General features: G+C 56.9%; 19 protein-coding genes. 9 read left to right on the forward strand and 10 right to left on the reverse strand.

Annotation, left to right across the window (positions count from 1 at the left end):
* Positions 1–15: 15 nt before the first annotated feature.
* The 3 genes from deoR to ACF8PE_RS07420 form a co-directional block, all read right to left on the reverse strand.
* Entirely contained in the window at positions 16–774 is a 759-nt protein-coding gene (gene deoR, locus ACF8PE_RS07410; RefSeq protein ID WP_032617246.1) for a DNA-binding transcriptional repressor DeoR, read from the reverse strand.
* Positions 775–841: 67 nt separating this feature from the next.
* A complete protein-coding gene (ybjG, locus tag ACF8PE_RS07415; RefSeq protein ID WP_032617247.1) occupies positions 842–1,450 on the reverse strand; it encodes an undecaprenyl-diphosphate phosphatase in 609 nt (202 codons plus the stop codon).
* Positions 1,451–1,457: 7 nt separating this feature from the next.
* Entirely contained in the window at positions 1,458–2,186 is a 729-nt protein-coding gene (locus ACF8PE_RS07420; RefSeq protein WP_032617248.1) for a phosphatase PAP2 family protein, read from the reverse strand.
* Positions 2,187–2,353: 167 nt separating this feature from the next.
* On the opposite strand from ACF8PE_RS07420, the gene ACF8PE_RS07425 reads away from it, so the two are divergent.
* Positions 2,354–3,589, forward strand: a complete 1,236-nt coding sequence (locus ACF8PE_RS07425; RefSeq protein ID WP_117385740.1) for an MFS transporter — start codon at positions 2,354–2,356, stop codon at positions 3,587–3,589.
* A 91-nt stretch (positions 3,590–3,680) separates the two neighbouring features.
* On the opposite strand, the gene ACF8PE_RS07430 is transcribed toward ACF8PE_RS07425, so the two are convergent.
* Together ACF8PE_RS07430 and ACF8PE_RS07435 are read right to left on the reverse strand one after the other, a co-directional pair.
* Positions 3,681–4,499 carry a Cof-type HAD-IIB family hydrolase gene (locus ACF8PE_RS07430; protein WP_032617251.1) on the reverse strand — a complete coding sequence of 273 codons (819 nt, stop codon included), beginning with the start codon at positions 4,497–4,499 and terminating at the stop codon, positions 3,681–3,683.
* The gene (locus ACF8PE_RS07435) at positions 4,499–5,707 is read right to left on the reverse strand and encodes an MFS transporter (RefSeq protein ID WP_117385738.1); all 1,209 of its coding nucleotides are present in this window, start codon (positions 5,705–5,707) and stop codon (positions 4,499–4,501) included. Before ACF8PE_RS07435 ends, ACF8PE_RS07430 begins: the two co-directional genes overlap by 1 nt.
* Positions 5,708–5,788: 81 nt before the next feature.
* Between ACF8PE_RS07435 and ACF8PE_RS07440 the strand changes: the two genes are divergently transcribed.
* Positions 5,789–6,331 (forward strand): TetR/AcrR family transcriptional regulator, encoded by a 543-nt coding sequence (locus tag ACF8PE_RS07440; RefSeq protein WP_032617253.1) that lies wholly within the window; start codon positions 5,789–5,791, stop codon positions 6,329–6,331.
* Between the two features lie 69 nt (positions 6,332–6,400).
* Here ACF8PE_RS07440 and ACF8PE_RS07445 read toward each other — a convergent pair whose 3' ends face one another.
* Both ACF8PE_RS07445 and ACF8PE_RS07450 read right to left on the reverse strand, forming a co-directional pair.
* Entirely contained in the window at positions 6,401–8,077 is a 1,677-nt protein-coding gene (locus tag ACF8PE_RS07445) for a hypothetical protein (RefSeq protein ID WP_392494728.1), read from the reverse strand.
* Positions 8,074–8,814 carry a hypothetical protein gene (locus ACF8PE_RS07450; protein ID WP_164540056.1) on the reverse strand — a complete coding sequence of 247 codons (741 nt, stop codon included), beginning with the start codon at positions 8,812–8,814 and terminating at the stop codon, positions 8,074–8,076. Before ACF8PE_RS07450 ends, ACF8PE_RS07445 begins: the two co-directional genes overlap by 4 nt.
* A 550-nt stretch (positions 8,815–9,364) precedes the next feature.
* Here ACF8PE_RS07450 and ACF8PE_RS07455 point away from each other — a divergent pair.
* From ACF8PE_RS07455 to crtB, 6 genes are all read left to right on the forward strand, one after another.
* Positions 9,365–9,919: a DUF2239 family protein gene (locus ACF8PE_RS07455; RefSeq protein WP_117385734.1), complete on the forward strand. Its 555-nt coding sequence runs from the start codon at positions 9,365–9,367 to the stop codon at positions 9,917–9,919.
* 246 nt (positions 9,920–10,165) lie between these two features.
* Positions 10,166–11,086, forward strand: a complete 921-nt coding sequence (locus tag ACF8PE_RS07460; RefSeq protein WP_032617258.1) for a polyprenyl synthetase family protein — start codon at positions 10,166–10,168, stop codon at positions 11,084–11,086.
* Positions 11,083–12,111, forward strand: a complete 1,029-nt coding sequence (gene fni / locus ACF8PE_RS07465) for a type 2 isopentenyl-diphosphate Delta-isomerase (protein WP_392494729.1) — start codon at positions 11,083–11,085, stop codon at positions 12,109–12,111. The genes ACF8PE_RS07460 and fni overlap by 4 nt, the downstream gene beginning before the upstream one ends.
* A complete protein-coding gene (gene crtY, locus ACF8PE_RS07470) occupies positions 12,111–13,286 on the forward strand; it encodes a lycopene beta-cyclase CrtY (RefSeq protein ID WP_032617260.1) in 1,176 nt (391 codons plus the stop codon). Before fni ends, crtY begins: the two co-directional genes overlap by 1 nt.
* Complete coding sequence (locus tag ACF8PE_RS07475) at positions 13,279–14,757, forward strand: phytoene desaturase (RefSeq protein ID WP_032617261.1); 1,479 nt, start codon at positions 13,279–13,281, stop codon at positions 14,755–14,757. Before crtY ends, ACF8PE_RS07475 begins: the two co-directional genes overlap by 8 nt.
* A complete protein-coding gene (gene crtB / locus ACF8PE_RS07480; RefSeq protein WP_392494730.1) occupies positions 14,754–15,680 on the forward strand; it encodes a 15-cis-phytoene synthase CrtB in 927 nt (308 codons plus the stop codon). The genes ACF8PE_RS07475 and crtB overlap by 4 nt, the downstream gene beginning before the upstream one ends.
* Here crtB and ACF8PE_RS07485 read toward each other — a convergent pair.
* Together ACF8PE_RS07485 and ACF8PE_RS07490 are read right to left on the reverse strand one after the other, a co-directional pair.
* On the reverse strand, positions 15,619–16,155 hold the full coding sequence (locus tag ACF8PE_RS07485) for a sterol desaturase family protein (protein ID WP_032617263.1): 537 nt from the start codon (positions 16,153–16,155) through the stop codon (positions 15,619–15,621). The genes crtB and ACF8PE_RS07485 overlap by 62 nt on opposite strands.
* A 101-nt stretch (positions 16,156–16,256) precedes the next feature.
* Positions 16,257–16,838, reverse strand: a complete 582-nt coding sequence (locus ACF8PE_RS07490) for a GIY-YIG nuclease family protein (protein ID WP_051916122.1) — start codon at positions 16,836–16,838, stop codon at positions 16,257–16,259.
* Between the two features lie 115 nt (positions 16,839–16,953).
* On the opposite strand from ACF8PE_RS07490, the gene ACF8PE_RS07495 reads away from it, so the two are divergent.
* Positions 16,954–17,217, forward strand: a complete 264-nt coding sequence (locus tag ACF8PE_RS07495; protein WP_127472139.1) for a hypothetical protein — start codon at positions 16,954–16,956, stop codon at positions 17,215–17,217.
* A gap of 260 nt (positions 17,218–17,477) precedes the next feature.
* Here the strand turns inward: ACF8PE_RS07495 and ACF8PE_RS07500 are convergent, their stop codons facing one another.
* Positions 17,478–19,163, reverse strand: coding sequence for an aspartate:alanine antiporter (locus ACF8PE_RS07500; RefSeq protein WP_032617265.1), 1,686 nt, complete (start codon positions 19,161–19,163; stop codon positions 17,478–17,480).
* Positions 19,164–19,389 lie beyond the last annotated feature (226 nt).

Here is a 19,389-nt window from a genome sequence, read left to right on the forward strand (position 1 = left end):
GGCAATAAACTGCACTCAGTACATCAGTTTAATCTGCTGCGCCTTCGCATACGTCACCAGCTCTTCATCCGGGCGGCAGTTACTCACAATGGCGTCAAAGCGCGTCAGCTCCCCCATCCGCGCCGGGCGCACCTTCCCAATTTTGCTGTGATCCACCACCAGCACGTGATACTGCGCCATGTTCATCGCCCACTGTTTTACCGGCAGCTCATCCAGATTAAAACAGGTCGCCCCCTGGCGAACATGCACACCTGCCGCGGAGTAAAAGGCGATATCCGGGCACAGGTTGCTGAGGGTGTCCTGCAAATTGAGCGGTTTGAAAATGGCGTTGCTGGCATGGAACTCGCCGCCGCAGAGGATCACCCGGCACTCGGGCTTTTCCTGCAGGGCGAGAAACGTATTCAGGGAGTAGCAGACCCCGGTGAAGGGCAGGGCGTTATCAATGGCTTCGATGATCCACGGCGTCGTGGTGCCGCAATCAAAAAACAACGTCTGATGAGGCTGCACCAGCGAGGCGGCCAGGCGCGCCGCTTTGCGCTTCTCTTCGACCAGGCGGGTTTTTTGATCGCTCAGCAGATAGTGGCTGGCGCTACGAGGTTCGAGAACAATGTAGCCGCCGAGCAGCACGACTGGCCCGCTTTCACTGTTGAGGTCGCGACGGATAGTCATCTCCGAGACGCCCAGCAGTGCGGCGGCTTCTTTCAGATGCAGTTTATCGCTGCGCTTAAGCGCGGTAATCAGTTGAGCCAGCCGTTCGTCACGTCGTGTTTCCATAGGTCCTCAGAGCCATTAATAAACCCCCGTTACGTCGGGGGTTCAAGTTTAACTCGCGAGACCCAAATTAGTCACGTATCCAGCCTTTACGGATAGGCAGGGCAAAGCAGAACCGATATAGCTGCGAGAGGCGTTGGTAGAGGACGTCTCCGCACAGGTTCCACAGGATCTGTGCGCTCAGGCAGCCCAGCAGCCCAACCATCAATCCACCCAGCATATCCATCGGCCAGTGGACCCCCAGATAAACGCGGGACCAGGCGATGGCGCAGGCCACAACCATCAACACCATACCTGACCAGATCCGGTGCCAGAGCAGGAATGCCAGGGCAAAGGTGAAAATGGCGGTACCGTGATCGCTCGGGAAGGAGTCATCGGCGGCGTGATGCAGGAAGTTATAGCCGACATGATCGACAAACGGACGGTCATGCGGGAACAGATGGCCCAGCAACCACGACGCCGCCAGGCTTATCACCAGCGCCATGGCGATTTTAATCACCAGCTGACGCTGGGCACCCACCTGCTTGCGCGGCCCCCACAGCCAGAGGATCGCAATCAGCGCCGGCATAATGCTGATCAGATCTTTCGCCACAAAGATGGCCAGTTTGATGCTCCACTCCGGTGATGCTGGCGTCGCATTAATCAGGTAAAACAGTCCGTAGTTCAGATTCTCTAACATACCCTTGTTACTCTTTTGCAAACCAGATGGAAATCAGGCCATAGGCCACCACCTGTGAAAACCACACCCACCAACCTGCCCACAGGTTATGAGAGAAGAAATGTGCGCCGCGCATCACCTGGCCATAGCCCATGACCAGCCCGAGTACGACACCCGTGGCCACCAGCGCCCAGGCCAGACGGGGACGCTCGCGCCAGAAAGCAAAAAACAATCCCATCACCATAAAGCCGCTCGAGGCGTGGCCGCCCGGAAAACAGCGGCCAGGGCCACTGCCAGCAGGCGCTGCGTCAAACAGGGGATAGGACAACGCCTTGCCGCCGTACTCCACCAGATCCCAGGGGCAGCTGTGATGGCTGATCGCTTTCAGTAAACCCACCACCGCCGTACCCAGCGCCATCAGCAGCGCTGCGGTCACCAGCCGGGCATTACGCCGGAACGCGCCGTAAAGCAGCGTCACCGCCGCCACGGCAATGGTCGCGTATTTCGCCAGGCGATGATTGAGCAAATCCAGCAGCGCGTTGTGCTGCAGCGGGAAGTGCTGGCTCGCCGCGTCATACCAGTAGCCCGTTAACATCCTGTCCAGCGTTTCGTCCCGCGCCAGCCAGGTAAAAAGCCCGGCCAGAACCAGCAGCGCAAGGAGCTGGTAACCATAAAAACGAACCGGCATACGGTAAAGCGGTTTTGTCTTAGAAGTCTTTAACTTAGACAATTCTGAAGTGGAGGCGAGTTGTGTCATACTGAGAGCCAATGACTAAAAACGTCTAAGCATACGGTCGTTAACTTAAGGCAACCTTAAACGACGGCGATTTGTGCGTTATTTCTGTACAACTGCGTGTTTCTGCTATCTCTGACGCAGCCATTTCATTACACTTTGCGCGATTTTTTATCGGATATTGAGACCCCATGTTAAACCGTTCTTCTTCCCGCACGCGCCTGGGGCGTCAGGCGTTGCTGTTCCCGCTGTGTCTGGTGCTGTACGAATTCTCTACCTATATCGGCAACGATATGATCCAGCCGGGCATGCTGGCGGTGGTGGAGCAGTACAACGCCGGGATTGAGTGGGTTCCCACCTCCATGACCGCCTATCTGGCGGGGGGGATGTTTTTACAGTGGCTGCTCGGGCCGCTGTCGGATCGTATTGGTCGCCGCCCGGTAATGTTAACCGGGGTGGTGTGGTTTATCGTCACTTGCCTGGCGACCCTGCTGGCGCAAACCATCGAACAATTTATGGTGCTGCGTTTTTTACAGGGCATCAGCCTGTGCTTTATTGGCGCTGTCGGGTATGCCGCCATTCAGGAGTCTTTCGAGGAGGCGGTGTGCATTAAAATCACCGCCCTGATGGCTAACGTGGCGCTGATTGCGCCGCTGCTCGGCCCGCTGGTGGGGGCCGCCTGGGTGCATGTTGCGCCCTGGGAGGGGATGTTTGTGCTGTTTGCGGCGCTGGCGGCGATCTCGTTTTACGGTCTGTACCGCGCCATGCCTGAAACCGCCACCCGCATCGGGGAGAAGCTCTCCCTGCAGGAATTGGGGCGCGACTACAAAGCGGTGCTGAAAAATGTTCGCTTTGTGGCGGGGGCGCTGGCAATTGGTTTTGTCTGCCTGCCGCTGCTGGCGTGGATTGCCCAGTCGCCAGTGATCATCATCAGTGGCGAAAAGCTCAGCAGCTACGAGTATGGCCTGCTACAGGTGCCCATTTTTGGCGCGCTGATTGTGGGCAACGTTGTGCTGGCCCGTCTGACGTCGCGCCGTACCGTGCGCTCGTTAATCATTATGGGCGGCTGGCCGATTGTGATTGGGCTGGTGGTTGCGGCGGTGGCGACGGTGGTCTCTTCCCATGCGTATCTGTGGATGACCGCCGGGCTGAGCATCTATGCGTTTGGTATTGGGCTGGCGAATGCCGGGCTGGTGCGCCTGACGCTGTTTGCCAGCGAGATAAGCAAAGGCACCGTATCGGCGGCGATGGGCATGTTGCAAATGCTGATCTTCACCGTTGGTATCGAAGTCAGCAAACACGCCTTCAGCAGCGGCGGCAACGGGCTGTTCAGCCTGTTCAACCTGACGAACGGCGTATTGTGGCTGGCACTGATGTTTGTGTTCCTGAAAGACAAACAGGTGGGCAGTTCATTACAGCCGGATTAAGCAAGCAGTCTGCTCGCCGTTTTACCGGATGGCGCTGCGTTTACCCGGCCTACGAAACCCGTAGGCCGGTGCAAGTAACGCGCCGCCGGGTTTAGCCCTGGTTGAACGGGGCTTCCCCTTTCAACACGCGGTCAATCACTTCCAGTACCCCTTCTTCGTTATTGTTCGGCGCTTCATAGCGGGCAACCGCTTTGATGTGATCCCGGGCATTCGCCATCGCAAAGCTGAATCCGGACTGGGTCAGCATCTCCACGTCGTTGCCGCTGTCGCCAAAGGCGACCACTTCGCTGTTGTCGATGCCCCAGATCTCCTGCAGCAGACGCAGGCCATTGGCTTTGTGAATGCCCGGCAGGATCAGGTCAATACTGCCGTGCCCGGTAGTGACCGGCACCATAATGTCGCTCAGCTTTTCGTGGATAATTGCCTGGATACGCGGGATGTCGTCATCCGACACGTTCAGGCCAAATTTAAAGAAGATGTCGTTGAAGTTGTCGAATTTGTCCACCTTTTCCAGCCGGTGGTAATACTTCGCCGCAAGATCGTGGAAGGCTTCGCCATAATGCTTGAGGGTATAGGCGCTGCCTTTACCGCAGGCGATCACTTCGACTTCAGGAATGGTGCAGAGAAACTCCGCCACGGTGGCGAACTGGGCCTGCGTTAACTCGCCGTTGTAAACATCTTCTCCGGCATTCACTACCCAGCCGCCGTTTTCCGCGACAAAGGCGATCTCATCGGCGATCTCCGGGAAAAAGGAGATCAGCTGGTAGTACTGGTTCCCGCTGGCGACCACAAACCGTATGCCCTGTTCCTTCATCTGCGCGTACTGGCGCAGAAAACGCGCGCGATTGTACTGCTTCGCATCGTCCAGGAAGGTGCCATCCATATCAACCGCAATCAGTTTTACGCTCATTATCCATTCTCCATGACCGAGTTCGCCTGGGTCACCGGTTTGGCGACCGCCCGGGCGACCAGGGCGGCAATCATCACTAATCCTAATACCACCAGCATGGCGCTACGTAAGCCGTAGTGCTCGCCGAGGAAGCCCAGCAGCGGTGGTCCCACCAGGAAGGCAAGATAGCCGGTGGTGGCGACCACGCTGACGCGGGTTGGCGCATCCGGGCCGGTGTCGCTGGCCGCGGAGATAGTCAGCGGGAAACCGAGCGAGGCACCCAGCCCCCACAGCACCACCGATACGCCAGCCACCCAATCGACATCGACAAAAATAATCAACGCAATGCCCAGACCACCCAGCAGGGCGCTGGCGCGAACCACCGTCACGCGGCTGTAGCGGTCAATAAACCAGCCGCCGGTAAAGCGACCGACGGTCATCCCCAGCGTGAACCCGGCGTAAATCAGCGAGCCAGAGGTCGGGCTGAATCCGTGGCCATCCACCATCAGCAGCGGCAGCCAGTCATTCGCAGACCCTTCGGCAAAGGCCATCGCCAGCACCACCACGCCAATCAGCATCAGTTGCATATCGCGATAAAACGGCAGCCCTTTCTCACCCGATTTGGCTTCACCTGCGGGGTTCTTGCCGTTGCCATCCGGGATGGCGGTGATCCCCAGCAGAACCGGGGCGATACAGACCAGCGCGGCCAGTAAAGTATGGGTCGTGGCGGCCATACCGGAGGCGGTGAGTGCCATGCCGATACCGGCGCCTGCCAGCGTACCGAGGCTGTAAAACCCGTGCATCATCGGCAGCACCGTTTTATTCATCTCCTGCTCGATAGCGGCGCCTTCCACGTTGATCGCCACCTCTGCCGCGCCAAAACTGCCGCCAAACACGGTCAGTCCGAGGGCAAAGGCCAGCGGGGAGGCGAACCACAGCGCAGCGCTGAGCATCATCATACCCACAATCGCGCAGCACATGGTGGCGCGGATCACTTTCCGCGTGCCGAAGCGCTTAACTAACCAGGCGGAACAGAGAATGCCACTCATTGACCCTATCGACAGACCAAATAACACGATGCCCATTTCCGCCGTCGACACCGACAAAATGTCGCGGATGGCGGGGGTACGCGTGGCCCAGGAGGCCATTAGCAGGCCGGGGATAAAGAAGAACATAAACAGCGCCCACAGGCGGCGTTGCAAAGTTTTGCGCGGTGAGATGACGGTCATGGTTTCTGTACCAGAAGGACAACATAGAAGACAACACTAGCAAGTTTGTGTACATTTGTACATAAATGCGCTGAGGTATAAATGAACAGACGACCCAACGATCCGCAACGGCGGGAACGGATATTGCAGGCTACCCTGGACACCATTGCTGAACATGGTCTGAACGCCGTCACGCATCGCAAAATCGCCAGCTGCGCCGGGGTGCCGCTGGGGTCGATGACCTACTATTTTTCCGGTATGGATGCACTGCTTGAGGAGGCCTTCACCTGGTTTACGCAGCAGATGTCGGTGCAGTACCGCGAGTTCTTTGCCGGTGTGACCGGTCCGGAAATGGCCTGCGAATCCATTACCACCCTGATTTACAGCTCCCAGGTCACCACGCCGCACAATATGGAGCTGATGTACCAGCTTTATGCGTTTATGAACCGCAGCCCCTCGTTAAAAACCGTGATGCAGGACTGGATGAAAACCAGCCAGACGACGCTGGAGCAGTGGTTTGATCCGGTCACCGCCCGCGGGCTGGATGCGTTTATCGAAGGGATGACGCTGCATTTTGTCACCGACAGACAGCCGCTTTCGCGGGAGGCATTAGGGGCGATGGTGAGGCGAATTGCGGGAATCTAACCTCAACAAACAGGCCAGCTTGCGCTGGCCTTTATGCGCTGTTTTGATGAATTTATTCCCGGCCGGGGATCACTTTTCGCGCGTGACATACCCGAAATCAAATCCCTGCAGCACATGTTCACCTAAATACTGATTGATCGGGTAGCTGTAGCTTTGTCCGATACTGACGGCATGCATCACACGCAATACCGCTCCCCCGCTCAGCGGTAAAGGTTCATCGGTAATAGTAATTTTCGCGCCCGCCAGCCCATCTTTCAGATTTTTATAGGCCACTGATTCAGTGATGCTGTTATTGATAAGACTGAACGTGACCACCAGAACAGCAATTAACGCGACAGGGAAGGCCAGGGGATGGCGATTCAGGAACCGCACCGGGCGCGAGGGACGGCGGGTTAATAGCGTCGCCGTCAGGGGAAGAAGGACTAAATAGAGCAGTTTTGCCAGGTGCGTAAGCGCACCCACCAGAGAGAAAATCAGCGCAATGGGCGGCACAATAACGGCACGCGCGGCATCTTCACCCAGCTTTTCATTACTCCCTCCCGCGCTATAGCTTGATACCGCCGCGCGCAGTTCAGGTAATTGCTGCTTCACCGCCTCGTTAAGATGTGGCGTGTGAAGCTCAAGGGCAAACTGCTTCAGCTTATCGTTCAGCGGATACTCTTCACGAACAAGCGTATTCGCCGGGAGACGCAGTTTTTCGCGTAACTCTTTCTGAATCACCTCCAGGCGGAAAAAGACGCCCCAGTCCAGCCGCTTAGGGAGGGTGACCCCTTTGTAGACCACGGTTCGCTGGGCGAGATATTTCTGCCTGGCGGCTTTCGCCACTGCGGCATTAAACCCGGTGCGATCTGACGGCGACCAGTCGTTGGTGACAGGGACGCCCTGGCCGCGAACCTGTTTTCTTACGGTGGCGTAATAACGGCGTGGGACGTTCCAGGTTTTCAGGCGTTTCGCTTCTAAGGAGCGCTCGTACCTTTGCCAGGCCCGGGCCTGCTCAAGCCGCACCGTTTCGCTGATATCCATCTCATCGTTGTAATAGGCAACAAATTGTTTATGCACCTCGCCGCGAGCCTGGAGCCAGAGCTCATAGTAGCCGCGAACGCCACCTTCCCGGGCACTGATATTGTCGCGTAAGTTCTGTTCCGCATCGCGTTCCAGTAATTTACGGTAGCGATCGGACGAACTGAGCAGAACCGGTAAGGTTGCCAGAAACGCTTTCCCGGAGGGGCTGGTCCAGGTTTGCGCCTGTCCGCCGCCGCTATCCAGCGGGATGCCTTCCAGCGTCTGCTGTCCTTCAATTAAGGCTCTCTGATAGAGCTGCGCCAGCAGGGACATCTGACGGAACTCACCCGTGCTCTTCGTCACCTGGCGTTCAATCACCCATTCGACCGCATGCCAGGTTAATGTGCCGGTGATCAGGCAGATCAACAGCACCAGCGCGGTGCTGGCTTTCGCCGTAAGCCAGACGCCTTTTTTCTTTAGCCGGACAAGACCCATCAGCGAGAACTGTAACGCCAGCAGCGCCGCCGCGATGGCGGTTAATGTCCGTCCGTAGCGCTCCATGTTGTGAACTTCATCGGCGGTCGAGACGCTGCCGACCAGGTCCAGCAGGCGGGAGTTGAAGGCCAGTTCACAAATGAGATAGGTGAGGGTGATGCCCGTCACCAGCCAGTTTTGCCAGGCGGGGAGAACCGAACGCTTGATCCCGTCCTGCGGCCAGTGTTTTTCCTGAACCTGCGCGGTCATGATTTAAGCTCCAGGCTGGTCTGACGGGTCTTCGTCGGGGCATAGATCTCGGTAGGCACGGAATTGTTAAGCTCAGGCTGGGCAACTTTAGGCGGCAGCGGCTCCACCGTTTTGGTCGGTGTGCGTTTAACCGGCTTCGCCACAGGCTGCGCTTTGGTTTTACGGGACGATTTCACGTTATCGTTACTGTTGCTGACGACCGTTTTTTGCTTCTGAACAGGGAAGCGACGGTGGTAAACCTCGCCATGCTGCCAGTTGAACTGCTCAACGCGATTGCCGGTGGTGAAATTCAGTTGCAGCTTGTCCGCGCTGGCGTTGATCTCTGGCCCCGTATCGCATACGCCGGTGAAGGCCCACTCCTGGGAGCGCGTATTTTGCAGATCGACCAGGCGATACTGTGCCGGGCAGGATGGCGTTGCCACTTTCAGCAGCAGTAACGTATGTCCTTCGATGTGATACTGGTTGATGATCCTCGCCCAGCTGATGCCCTCCAGCGGGCGCTCAATCATCAGATTGCTCCACTTCAGGCTATAACGACCATTCAGCTCTCTTAATGCTCCTGTTGAGCCATCCGCCAGCGTGAACTGTCCGACTTCGTTCCCCAGTACGCTCGCCAGATCGGTATTAAACAGAATTTTGCCTTTCTTATCGTAACGAACAGAGCAGCCACTTAACCCAAGAATTAACGCCAGAACCAGTAAGCTACGCAGGATTAAATTGTGTCGGGTGATACTCATCTGTTAATTCCGTTTTTGTTCGTTATTTTTTTAAAGGCGTAATGTTATCAATGGAGCCATTGATAATTGATGAGGAGGATTTCCGCGGTCGCTTATAAATTTGACTTAAGTTCTGGCAAGTCACGAAAACGTATTCTGATGGAGGAAAAATTTATGTTGCCACTGCTCTCGAGAAAGCGTGATGCTCATCCATGAGAAAAACCTCAAAGAATTTAACATGTTGACATGATCAGTCAATCTCCATTTCTGGTAGTTCTTTGGAGCGGGATACAGCAGAGCAGGCGGCGAAAAACCGCAGGGATTAAATTTTTCCGCTGCGATGATATATATTCCTCCAGAAGCCGTTTTTAACCGAAAATGATCTACGCTTTTATCTGCCTTTTATTTTTAAGCCGTACAGCGATCTTCCGCTGTTATACACACTCCAGCGCGTCATATCTCCCCATGTTCAGCAGGGGCCAGGGGCCATGGTTTTTACCCGGGTATAATTGACAGGATGTGCCCTTACGCCTACGTTGCTATTTTTACCCGGATAAAAAAAGGAAGCGGCATGGCGAATATCACCCTTACCGCCTTCTGGCGGCACAAACAGATCGCCCAGGGTACGCTGAGCGAACTGATCCAGCAGATTCAATCGGCAAAACTCGGTCATGAAACCGTTTTCATTTTTAACGATCGCAGCGGCAAGCGTCTCGATATTCACCTTCACGAAGATATTGCCAGCACGCTGGCAGTATACCCGGAGCTGGCTGAAAGCAGCGTCATCAGAAGCCGGGGCAGGCCAAAGCTCGGCGTCCTCGCGAAAGAGGTCACATTACTGCCACGCCACTGGGAGTGGCTGGCCACCCAGCCCGGCGGAGCGTCTGCCACCTTGCGCAGGCTTGTCGACCAGGCCAGAAAATCCAGCGTAGCGGCGGATAATAAGCGCCAGCGCCACGATCGCGCCTACCACTTTATGTACGAAATCGCGGGAGATCTGCCTGATTACGAGGCCAGCCTGCGCGCGCTTTTTGCTGATGACGAGGCGGCGTTTACCGCGTGTATCAGGCACTGGCCGCAGGATATTCGCCACTACGCACTCCGGCTGGCGTTTGGCAAAGAATGAGGATAGCCCGGGGAGAGGCACAGCCGGGCGACTCAAAATCTCTACAAATGTAAGTTTTTGTGCAATTTACTTCTCAAAATAAATTTTAACGTATTGATTTTATTGAGTGTAAAATCAAAATATCGTTTCCACTGTTCCGCCGGACAACAAAACGCACAAGGATACGCTACGCTTTGTAAATCATCCTGCGGCAAGCGTTTTTACCCCTTCTGCGGACGTCGCCACCATAATACCGGGGAAGCCCCTATGACCCTTAGTCATGAAGATGATGTCAAAATGCTGCTGTCTGCGTTTGAACGACGTCTGGAACAACTCTTGCCCGAGGGCGAGCAGGAAGGCCAGGTCTATGCGGCCATGCGCGAAGCAACGCTTGTCGCCGGCAAGCGAATGCGCCCTCTGTTGCTGCTGCTGGCCGCGACGGATATGGGCTATAAAACTGAGCAGACAGGCCTGCTGGACCTTGCCTGCGCCATTGAGATGGTCCATGTCGCCTCCCTGATTCTGGATGACATGCCCTGCATGGACAATGCCACCCTCAGACGTGGACGTCCTACCGTTCATTATCAGTACGGCGAAAACGTCGCGATACTGGCGGCGGTGGCGTTGCTGAGTCATGCGTTTTGCGTTATCTCACGCGCGCCTGCGCTTACGCCTGAGGCAAAAGCGCGGGCGATTGCTGAGCTGTCGGCATCGGTGGGGCATATGGGGCTGGTGCAGGGGCAATTTCGCGATCTGAACGAGTCCCGGCAGAGCCGGAATGCGGATGAGATCCTGCTGACCAACGAGCTGAAAACCAGCAGCCTGTTCAACGCCACCCTGCAACTGGCGGCCATTGCCGCTGATGCACCGCCTCAGGTCAGTGAACGTCTGCGCTTTTTCGCCCGCGATCTGGGCCAGGCCTTCCAGCTGATTGATGACCTGACGGACGGCTCCAGTGCCACCGGTAAAGATCCGCATCAGGATAAAGATAAATCGACGCTGGTGGCGGTGCTGGGGGCAGAAAGCGTCTTCCTGCGGCTGCGCGAACACGTGCGCAGCGCCGATCAGCATATTGCCAGCGCCTGCCAGCCGGGAAATACCGCCCGGTACTATGTTCACGTCTGGTTTGAAAAACAGCTGACGCTTATCAGTCAGAGCCTGTCGTTATCCCTGTCGGAGTGTCAATGAGCAGCCTGTCGCAACGTAAAAGCGATCATCTCGATATCGTACTGAACAGCGCACCCGGCGCAAAAACGTGTACCAACGGCTTTGAAAAATGGCGCTTCGGGCACTGTGCTCTGCCCGAACTGCATCTGGATGATATTGACCTCTCGACCTCGCTGTTTGGCCGGACCCTTAACGCGCCGCTGCTGATCAGCTCGATGACCGGCGGCACCCGCCGGGCGAGCCAGATCAATCAACATCTGGCCCTTGCCGCGCAGGCGCTGGGGCTGGCTATGGGGGTTGGCTCCCAGCGTGTGGCGCTGGAGAGCGAGGTAAATTATGGCCTGACGCGCGAGCTGCGTTCCTTTGCCCCGGACGTTGTGCTGATGGCCAACCTCGGTGCGGCGCAGATTGCGAGCCGACAGGGGATCGACTACGCCAGACGTGCGGTAGAGACCCTTGCGGCAGATGCGCTGATTATCCACCTCAACCCGCTTCAGGAGGCGCTGCAGCACGGCGGCGATCGCAACTGGTGCGGGGTGATCGACGCTATTCATCATACCGTTGAGGCGCTGCATGTGCCGGTGGTGATAAAAGAGGTGGGCAACGGGCTTTCGGTTCCGGTTGCCCGCGAGCTGGCCGCGGCGGGCGTGGCGATGCTGGATGTCGCCGGTGCTGGCGGCACCAGTTGGGCGGCGGTAGAGGGCGAACGCGCCGTCACCGCGCACGACCGGGCGGTGGCCATGGCGTTTGCCGACTGGGGCATCCCCACCGCAACGGCATTACAGGATCTGCATCAGGCCCTGCCCGACATGCCGCTGGTGGCCTCGGGCGGGATCGCCAACGGTATTGAGGTGGCAAAAGCCATCCGCTTAGGCGCAAGCGTGGTGGGGCAAGCGGCCGGGGTGCTGCAGAGCGCGTTGATCTCCAGCGAGGCGGTCATTGACCATTTCCAGGTAATCATCGCCCAACTGCGCGTCGCCTGTTTCTGCACCGGGAGTGCAAACCTGGCGCAGCTGCGTCAGGCCCCGCTGGTGGCACAAACCTGATGGCACACGCGTGGGACATCATCTTAGTGGGCGGTGGGCTGGCGAACGGGCTGATCGCGTTGCGGCTGCGACAACAGTGCCCGGCGCTACGCGTGCTGCTGCTCGAGGCCGACAGCCAGCCGGGCGGTAACCACACCTGGTCCTTTCATGAGGGCGACATAACCCCCGATCAGCACCGGTGGATGGCCCCCCTGGTGGCGCATCGTTGGCAGGGATACGACGTCCGCTTTCCCCGCCTGAACCGGACCCTTGCCGGAGAATATCTCAGCATCACTTCGGCGCGTTTTGCCGCCGTGCTGACGGAGACCCTGGGCGAGAGCCTGCAAACCGACGCCGTGGTCACTGATATCACCCCTGAGACGGTGACCCTCGCCGACGGCACGCGGCTCCGGGCCAGCGCGGTCATTGATGGCCGGGGCTATACGCCGGACAAACACCTCAACACCGGTAGCCAGTCATTCCTCGGCCAACAGTGGCGTCTGCGCCAGCCCCACGGCCTGACCCGGCCGATACTGATGGACGCCACGGTCAATCAGCAGGGCGGGTATCGTTTTGTCTATACCCTGCCGATTTCCGCAACCGAACTGCTGATTGAAGATACCCACTACATTGACGCCGCCCGGCTGCATCTGAGCGCCGCGCGGCAAAATATCGCTGACTATGCCCGTCAGCAGGGCTGGTACCTGGAGAGCCTGGTTCGCGAAGAGCAGGGCCATCTGCCGATTATGCTGGCGGGGGATTTCCCCGCGTACTGGCAGGCGCGGGATAAGAAGCCATGCAGCGGCCTGCGTGCCGGGCTGTTTCATGCCACCACCGGCTATTCGTTGCCGCACGCGGTGGCGCTGGCCGATGCCATTGCCGCAAGCGCGGAGTTCAGCGCGGCCGCAGTTTTTTCCGTTATACATCGTTATGCCCTGCACCAGTGGCACGCGCAGCGTTTTTTCCGCACCCTGAACCGGATGCTCTTTCTGGCAGGGGATGCTGATAAACGCTGGCAGGTCATGCAGCGTTTTTACTCTCTTAACGAAGGGCTGATTGCCCGCTTTTACGCCGGGCAACTGAACCTGGCCGATAAAGCGCGGATCCTGGCAGGTAAGCCCCCGGTTCCCGTCGGCGAAGCGATGCTCGCCATACTGAAACTCACTCCCCGGATGCGAGCGTTTCACCATGAATAAAACAGTGATTATTGGTGCCGGTTTTGGCGGATTAGCGCTGGCCATTCGGCTGCAGGCGCAGGGTATTGCCACACTTCTGCTGGAGCAGCGGGATAAGCCCGGCGGGCGCGCTTACGTTTATCACGATAAAGGGTTCACCTTTGACGCCGGACCGACGGTGATAACCGATCCCACCGCCATCGAAGAGCTCTTTACCCTGGCCGGCAAACGCATGGCGGACTATGTTGATCTGCTGCCGGTCACCCCTTTCTACCGCCTGTGCTGGGAGACCGGCGAGGTGTTTGATTACGACAATGTGCAGACCCGGCTGGAAGAGCAGATAAGACGGTTCAACCCCCGCGACGTGGAAGGTTACCGCAAGTTTCACGCCTACTCGCGGGAGGTGTTTAACGAGGGGTATCTCAAGCTCGGCACGGTGCCGTTCCTCTCGTTCCGCGATATGCTCCGCGCCGGGCCGCAGCTTACCCGTTTGCAGGCCTGGCGCAGCGTCTACAGCATGGTCTCGCGCTTTATCGAGAATGAACAGCTGCGCCAGGCGTTCTCTTTTCATTCGCTGCTGGTGGGCGGTAATCCGTTTGCCACCTCGTCCATCTATACCCTGATCCACGCCCTGGAGCGTGAGTGGGGCGTCTGGTTTGCCCGCGGCGGCACCGGGGCGCTGGTGCAGGGGCTGGTGAAGCTCTATCAGGATCTGGGCGGCGAGTTGCAGCTGAATGCTGAGGTGACCCGGCTGGTGGCCGAGGGCGAGCATATTCGCGCCGTGGAGCTGAAAGATGGCCAGGTCATCCCGGTCGCGGCGGTGGCCTCCAACGCCGACGTGGTGCATACCTATGAAAAACTGCTGGGACACCATCCGGTAGGCGCCTCTCGTGCGGCATCGCTCAAGCGTAAACGGATGAGTAATTCCTTGTTTGTGCTCTATTTTGGCCTGAACAAGCAGCACGATCTTGCGCACCACACCGTCTGTTTCGGGCCGCGGTACAAAGAGTTGATCGACGATATTTTTAATAAAAATGCGCTGGCGGAGGATTTTTCGCTTTATCTTCACGCCCCCTGCGTTACCGATCCCTCGCTGGCACCGCCGGGCTGCGGCAGTTATTACGTATTAGCGCCGGTGCCCCACCTGGGCACCGCAGATCTCGACTGGACGGTGGAAGGGCCGCGCCTGCGGGACAGGATTTTTGCCTATCTGGAAGCCCATTACATGCCGGGGCTGCGCAGCCAGCTGGTAACCCACCGCATGTTCACTCCCTTCGATTTTCGCGATCAGCTGGGCGCCCATCTGGGGTCGGCTTTTTCTGTCGAACCGATCCTGCGCCAGAGCGCCTGGTTCCGACCGCACAATCGCGACAGCCGAATCCCCAACCTTTACCTGGTCGGGGCGGGTACCCATCCGGGGGCCGGTATTCCCGGCGTGATTGGTTCGGCAAAAGCGACGGCAGGGCTGATGCTGGAGGCGCTTTCCCGATGAATACGACCCTGATGGATCATGCCACCGGCACCATGGCTGTGGGTTCGAAAAGCTTTGCCACTGCGGCGAAGCTCTTCGACCCGGCGACCCGACGTAGCGTGCTGATGCTCTACGCCTGGTGCCGTTACTGCGACGACGTAATCGACGGCCAGGAGCTGGGGTTTAACGCCACTCCCGTGGATAGCGCTCAGGCAGAGTTACGCCTGGAGATGCTTAAAAAGCAGACCCTGCGCGCCTGGGAAGGGTGCGAGATGCACGAGCCCGCCTTTGCCGCCTTTCAGGAGGTGGCGCTGGGCCACAATATCCCGCTCCAGCTGGCTTACGATCACCTTGATGGCTTTGCCATGGACGTACGCGAGACGCATTACGAGACGTTCGATGACACCCTGCAATACTGCTACCGCGTGGCGGGCGTGGTGGGGTTAATGATGGCCCGGGTGATGGGCGTGCGCGATGAAGCTGTGCTCGATCGTGCCTGTGATTTAGGCCTGGCGTTTCAACTGACCAATATCGCCAGAGATATTGTCGAGGATGCCCGGGTTGGCCGCTGTTACCTGCCCGCCCAATGGCTGGCCGAGGCGGATATCCCCCCGGAGGCGATAGCGCAACCCAAAATGCGCGCCCCCCTCGCGGATATTGCCCAGCGGCTGGTGGCAGAAGCCGAGCCTTACTATGCCTCTGCCCGGCAAGGGCTGGCGGGGCTGCCGCTGCGATCCGCCTGGGCAATCGCCTCGGCGCACGGGGTATATCGTGAGATTGGCGTGAAGGTGAGTGCGGCTGGGTCCCGCGCCTGGGATAAACGGCAGGGGACCAGCGCGGTTGAAAAGTCGGGATTACTGCTGAAAGGCGCCGGGCAGGCGCTCACTTCTCGTTTTGCGACACAGACGCCGCGTCCGGCCTGGCTCTGGCAGCGTCCGCGCTAGTCGTGCGACGCGCCTTGCGCTGGCGTAACGTGGCCTGCAATTTTTCAACGGGCGGCGCATACAGGAAACCAAAGGAGACGCAGTCCTCTTTGCCCCGAACGGCATGGTGCAGGCGGTGCGCCAGATAAAGACGCTTGAGATAACCCCGGCGCGGGATATAGCGAAACGGCCAGCGCTGATGCACCAGGCCATCATGCACCATAAAATAGAGCGCGCCGTAAAGCGTCATTCCCGCTCCAATCCACTGCAGCGGCCACACCCCCCAGGTGCCCAGAGCAATCAGCACAATCGCCAGCACAGCGAACACCACCGCGTAAAGGTCGTTTACCTCAAACCAGCTGGTGCGCGGCTCATGATGCGATTCATGCCACCCCCAACCCCAGCCGTGCATAATGTACTTATGCGCAAGGGCCGCGACTAACTCCATGGCGGCAACGGTTAAAAGCACGATCAATGTGTTGTACAACGCGAGCATTGTTGCTCCTTTGGCTCGGGGAGGGATGGGGTTTCAGGTATTAAGCGTAACACTTAAATGGGAGAAGGGTGGCGTGCGCAGCGGCTGTCTTCATAACTGTTTCATTTTACTTGCGTAGCTTGCTCTATAATCTCTGCAACTTTACTTCTGCTAAATCCTGTTTCATCTGCGATCTCCATTATTTTGGCTTCCTTCATTGCCTTACTACGCATGGCTGAAAGGGTTGGCTTAAAAGGATGGTTGTTTCCTTGAATATTTAATGGCAGTGAGATACTGCCAATAAGAATTTCTTCAAGTAACCAGGGTTCTTCATGTGCGACCCAGTAAACTTTTGCATTCTCTTCCATCCACTGGTCAAGCCATTGCTCACCTAAATGGGTAAACGTCGTTCTTTTTCCTGAACCAACCCGGCGGAGCGGATAATTGCTTTCCAGTGCAAGTAAAACCCCTAGCGAACGTCTGAGTGTCGAGCCTTCTGCGTTGCCGCTGTAATGCGTTTTAATGCGTGTTTTAAGGTTAGCGCGACTGTTGGGTTTTCCCTTTTTATCAGGTGAGATACCGACATAGAGCAATGTGTACCCATCCTGAGTGAGGCAATCTTCCGTCGGTACGCCTGGAGGGATTTCTTTGAACCACCAGAAATAGACACCGTTGATTGCAGGAACAGGTGTTGGTTGGCTCATGACTTCTGTTCTGCTGAATGTTTTGTCAGGATAAAAATTAAACACTGAGATTCTCCGCGCTGATTGATTCCTGGTATTTTAAGGGATCGTTGGCTGTGATGAGTTGATTTACGTAGTGGCTAATATGAGTTTAAGAGTAACAACGCAGCAGGTGGATACCTGGAAGAAACGTATTCAGAGGGATGGTTTGAAAGGTTCTACTTACTTTTGCCATCAGGGCGGGGCCGTTTGGGTTTCCGCATCAGCCGATCATCAGGCTATCTGTCAGAAAGTTTTAGGAAGGGATTCAGGAACAAGTTCTTTATCGAGTTATTTGCGCTGGGATGATGTTGGCGCTGTTGCTTTGGTTGAATTGTTGCACGCGATTGAAACGGCTTAAGGTGAAGATTTTGCTGCCAGTTTAAAGCATTGTCGCCACTTTGTAGCCAACAAGGGAAAGCGGTGGTGTAAGTGTTTCATTCGATGGGTGGTAAAATTCAGGCAACAAAAAACCCATCAACCTTGAACCAAAACGGCGGGGTTGATGGGCTCCACAAATTGGGGACATCAAAGAAAAGCAGTGGCAATAGTTATGACTGACATCTGACAGAAAAGTTCTGCACTTAGCGAAATTTTTTCGCCGTTGCGCAAATTTCTCCCTTACCCCAGCCCCGGCCAGATGATGATGATCAAGGTCCCCGCCAGGGTTAACAGCACGTTAGCGATGGCATAGGTGCCGGCATAGCCCAGCGCCGGGATGTTGCTGCGTGCGGTATCGCTGATGATTTCCATCGCAGGGGCACAGGTACGCGCCCCCATCATCGCGCCAAACAGCATGGCGCGGTTCATGCGCAGCACGTAGGCACCGAAGAGGAAACAGATCACCACCGGTACCAGGCTGACGATCAACCCGGCCACCAGCATCTGCCAGCCCACCGCGCCCAGGCTGTGACCAATGCCGCTGCCCGCGCTTAAACCGACGCCCGCCATGAACACCATCAGGCCAAACTCTTTCACCATGTTCAGCGCGCCCTGAGGGATGTAGCCGAAGGTGGGGTGGTTGGCTCGCAGGAAGCCGAGCATGATCCCGGCGAACAGCAGGCCCGCCGCGTTACCAATGCCGAAGCTAAAGTTGCTGAACTGGAAGGTGATCATCCCAATCATCAGGCCAACGATAAAGAAGGCGCAGAACGCCAGCAGATCGGTCACCTGGCTGTGAATGGAGATAAAGCCGATGCGGTCAGCGACGGTTTTCACGCGGCGCGTGTCGCCGCTCACCTGCAACACATCGCCCTTGTTCAGCACGATGTTGTCATCGATTGGCATCTCAATCTGGCTGCGGATCACCCGGTTGAGGAAGCAACCGTGGTCGGTCAGCTTGAGCTGTGCCAGACGGCGGCCAACGGCATTGTGGTTTTTGACCACAATCTCTTCGGTGACGATGCGCATGTCGAGCAGGTCGCGGTCGAACACCTCTTTGCCGTTGCGGAAGCTCGGATCGAGACGGGCGTGCGCATCCGGGTAACCCACCAACGCGATGTCATCGCCCATCTGCAGCACCGCATCGCCGTCCGGGTTGGCCAGAATGCCGTTACGGCGAATACGTTCGATATAGCAGCCCGTCTGGCGATAGATGCCCAGCTCACGCAGATTTTTACCGTCGGCCCAGGCCACCAGCTCCGGGCCGACACGGTAGGCGCGGATCACCGGAAGATAAACTTTGCGTTTGATGTCAGTGTCCAGACCGCGCTCGCGGGCGATTTGCTGGGCGCTGGTCTGCAGATCCTGATGCTGTAATTTCGGTAAATAGCGCGCGCCCACAATCAGGCTCACCAGACCGATCAGATAGGTCAGGGCATAGCCAAGGCTCAGGTGATCCAGCGCCAGTGACAGTTGGGCGTTATCCAGCCCAAGATGGCGCAGCGTATCCCCGGCACCGACCAGCACCGGCGTGGAGGTCATCGACCCGGCCAGCATGCCCGCCGTCAGGCCAATATCCCAGCCAAAGATCTTGCCTAAACCCAGCGCGATTAACAGGGCACTGCCAACCATCACCAGCGCCAGCATCAGGTAATTTTTACCGTCGCGGAAGAAAATAGAAAAAAAGTTGGGACCAGCTTCAACGCCGACACAAAAAATAAACAGCATAAAGCCCAGATTCAGGGCATCGGTGTTAATACTGAAATGCTGCTGGCCTAATAATAATGAAACGACTAAAACGCCAATAGAATTACCGAGTTGGATTGACCCGAGACGTAATTTCCCCAGGCAAAGACCTAAAGCCAGTACCACAAATAATAACAGGATGTAATTCCCATTTAACAATTCTGCGACGTTTATGTTCACGGAGGATAACTTTTCGTTTACCAGTAAGTGGTTGAAGGGGTGGGATATTTAGGCTACTGTTTGCGCTGTAATAACAGGAGTTAAGACACTCCTGATCGCATATCATAATATATCCCACAAAGTAATATCAAACTATTAGTGAATTTTTAACAGATATCACCCAATGATAGCAGTGACGTTAAGACCCGGTGATTTTGGCAAGGAAGGCCGGGTGACTCAACTAATT

Source organism: Leclercia sp. GLN_9 (genome assembly GCF_043105735.1).
GTDB lineage: Bacteria > Pseudomonadota > Gammaproteobacteria > Enterobacterales > Enterobacteriaceae > Enterobacter > Enterobacter adecarboxylatus.

Coding starts and splice junctions, on each gene's coding strand:
- deoR (WP_032617246.1), bottom strand. CDS start 774: ATGGAAACACGACGTGACGAACGGCTGGCTCAACTGATTACCGCGCTT.
- ybjG (WP_032617247.1), bottom strand. CDS start 1,450: ATGTTAGAGAATCTGAACTACGGACTGTTTTACCTGATTAATGCGACG.
- ACF8PE_RS07420 (WP_032617248.1), bottom strand. CDS start 2,186: ATGACACAACTCGCCTCCACTTCAGAATTGTCTAAGTTAAAGACTTCT.
- ACF8PE_RS07425 (WP_117385740.1), top strand. CDS start 2,354: ATGTTAAACCGTTCTTCTTCCCGCACGCGCCTGGGGCGTCAGGCGTTG.
- ACF8PE_RS07430 (WP_032617251.1), bottom strand. CDS start 4,499: ATGAGCGTAAAACTGATTGCGGTTGATATGGATGGCACCTTCCTGGAC.
- ACF8PE_RS07435 (WP_117385738.1), bottom strand. CDS start 5,707: ATGACCGTCATCTCACCGCGCAAAACTTTGCAACGCCGCCTGTGGGCG.
- ACF8PE_RS07440 (WP_032617253.1), top strand. CDS start 5,789: ATGAACAGACGACCCAACGATCCGCAACGGCGGGAACGGATATTGCAG.
- ACF8PE_RS07445 (WP_392494728.1), bottom strand. CDS start 8,077: ATGACCGCGCAGGTTCAGGAAAAACACTGGCCGCAGGACGGGATCAAG.
- ACF8PE_RS07450 (WP_164540056.1), bottom strand. CDS start 8,814: ATGAGTATCACCCGACACAATTTAATCCTGCGTAGCTTACTGGTTCTG.
- ACF8PE_RS07455 (WP_117385734.1), top strand. CDS start 9,365: ATGGCGAATATCACCCTTACCGCCTTCTGGCGGCACAAACAGATCGCC.
- ACF8PE_RS07460 (WP_032617258.1), top strand. CDS start 10,166: ATGACCCTTAGTCATGAAGATGATGTCAAAATGCTGCTGTCTGCGTTT.
- fni (WP_392494729.1), top strand. CDS start 11,083: ATGAGCAGCCTGTCGCAACGTAAAAGCGATCATCTCGATATCGTACTG.
- crtY (WP_032617260.1), top strand. CDS start 12,111: ATGGCACACGCGTGGGACATCATCTTAGTGGGCGGTGGGCTGGCGAAC.
- ACF8PE_RS07475 (WP_032617261.1), top strand. CDS start 13,279: ATGAATAAAACAGTGATTATTGGTGCCGGTTTTGGCGGATTAGCGCTG.
- crtB (WP_392494730.1), top strand. CDS start 14,754: ATGAATACGACCCTGATGGATCATGCCACCGGCACCATGGCTGTGGGT.
- ACF8PE_RS07485 (WP_032617263.1), bottom strand. CDS start 16,155: ATGCTCGCGTTGTACAACACATTGATCGTGCTTTTAACCGTTGCCGCC.
- ACF8PE_RS07490 (WP_051916122.1), bottom strand. CDS start 16,838: ATGAGCCAACCAACACCTGTTCCTGCAATCAACGGTGTCTATTTCTGG.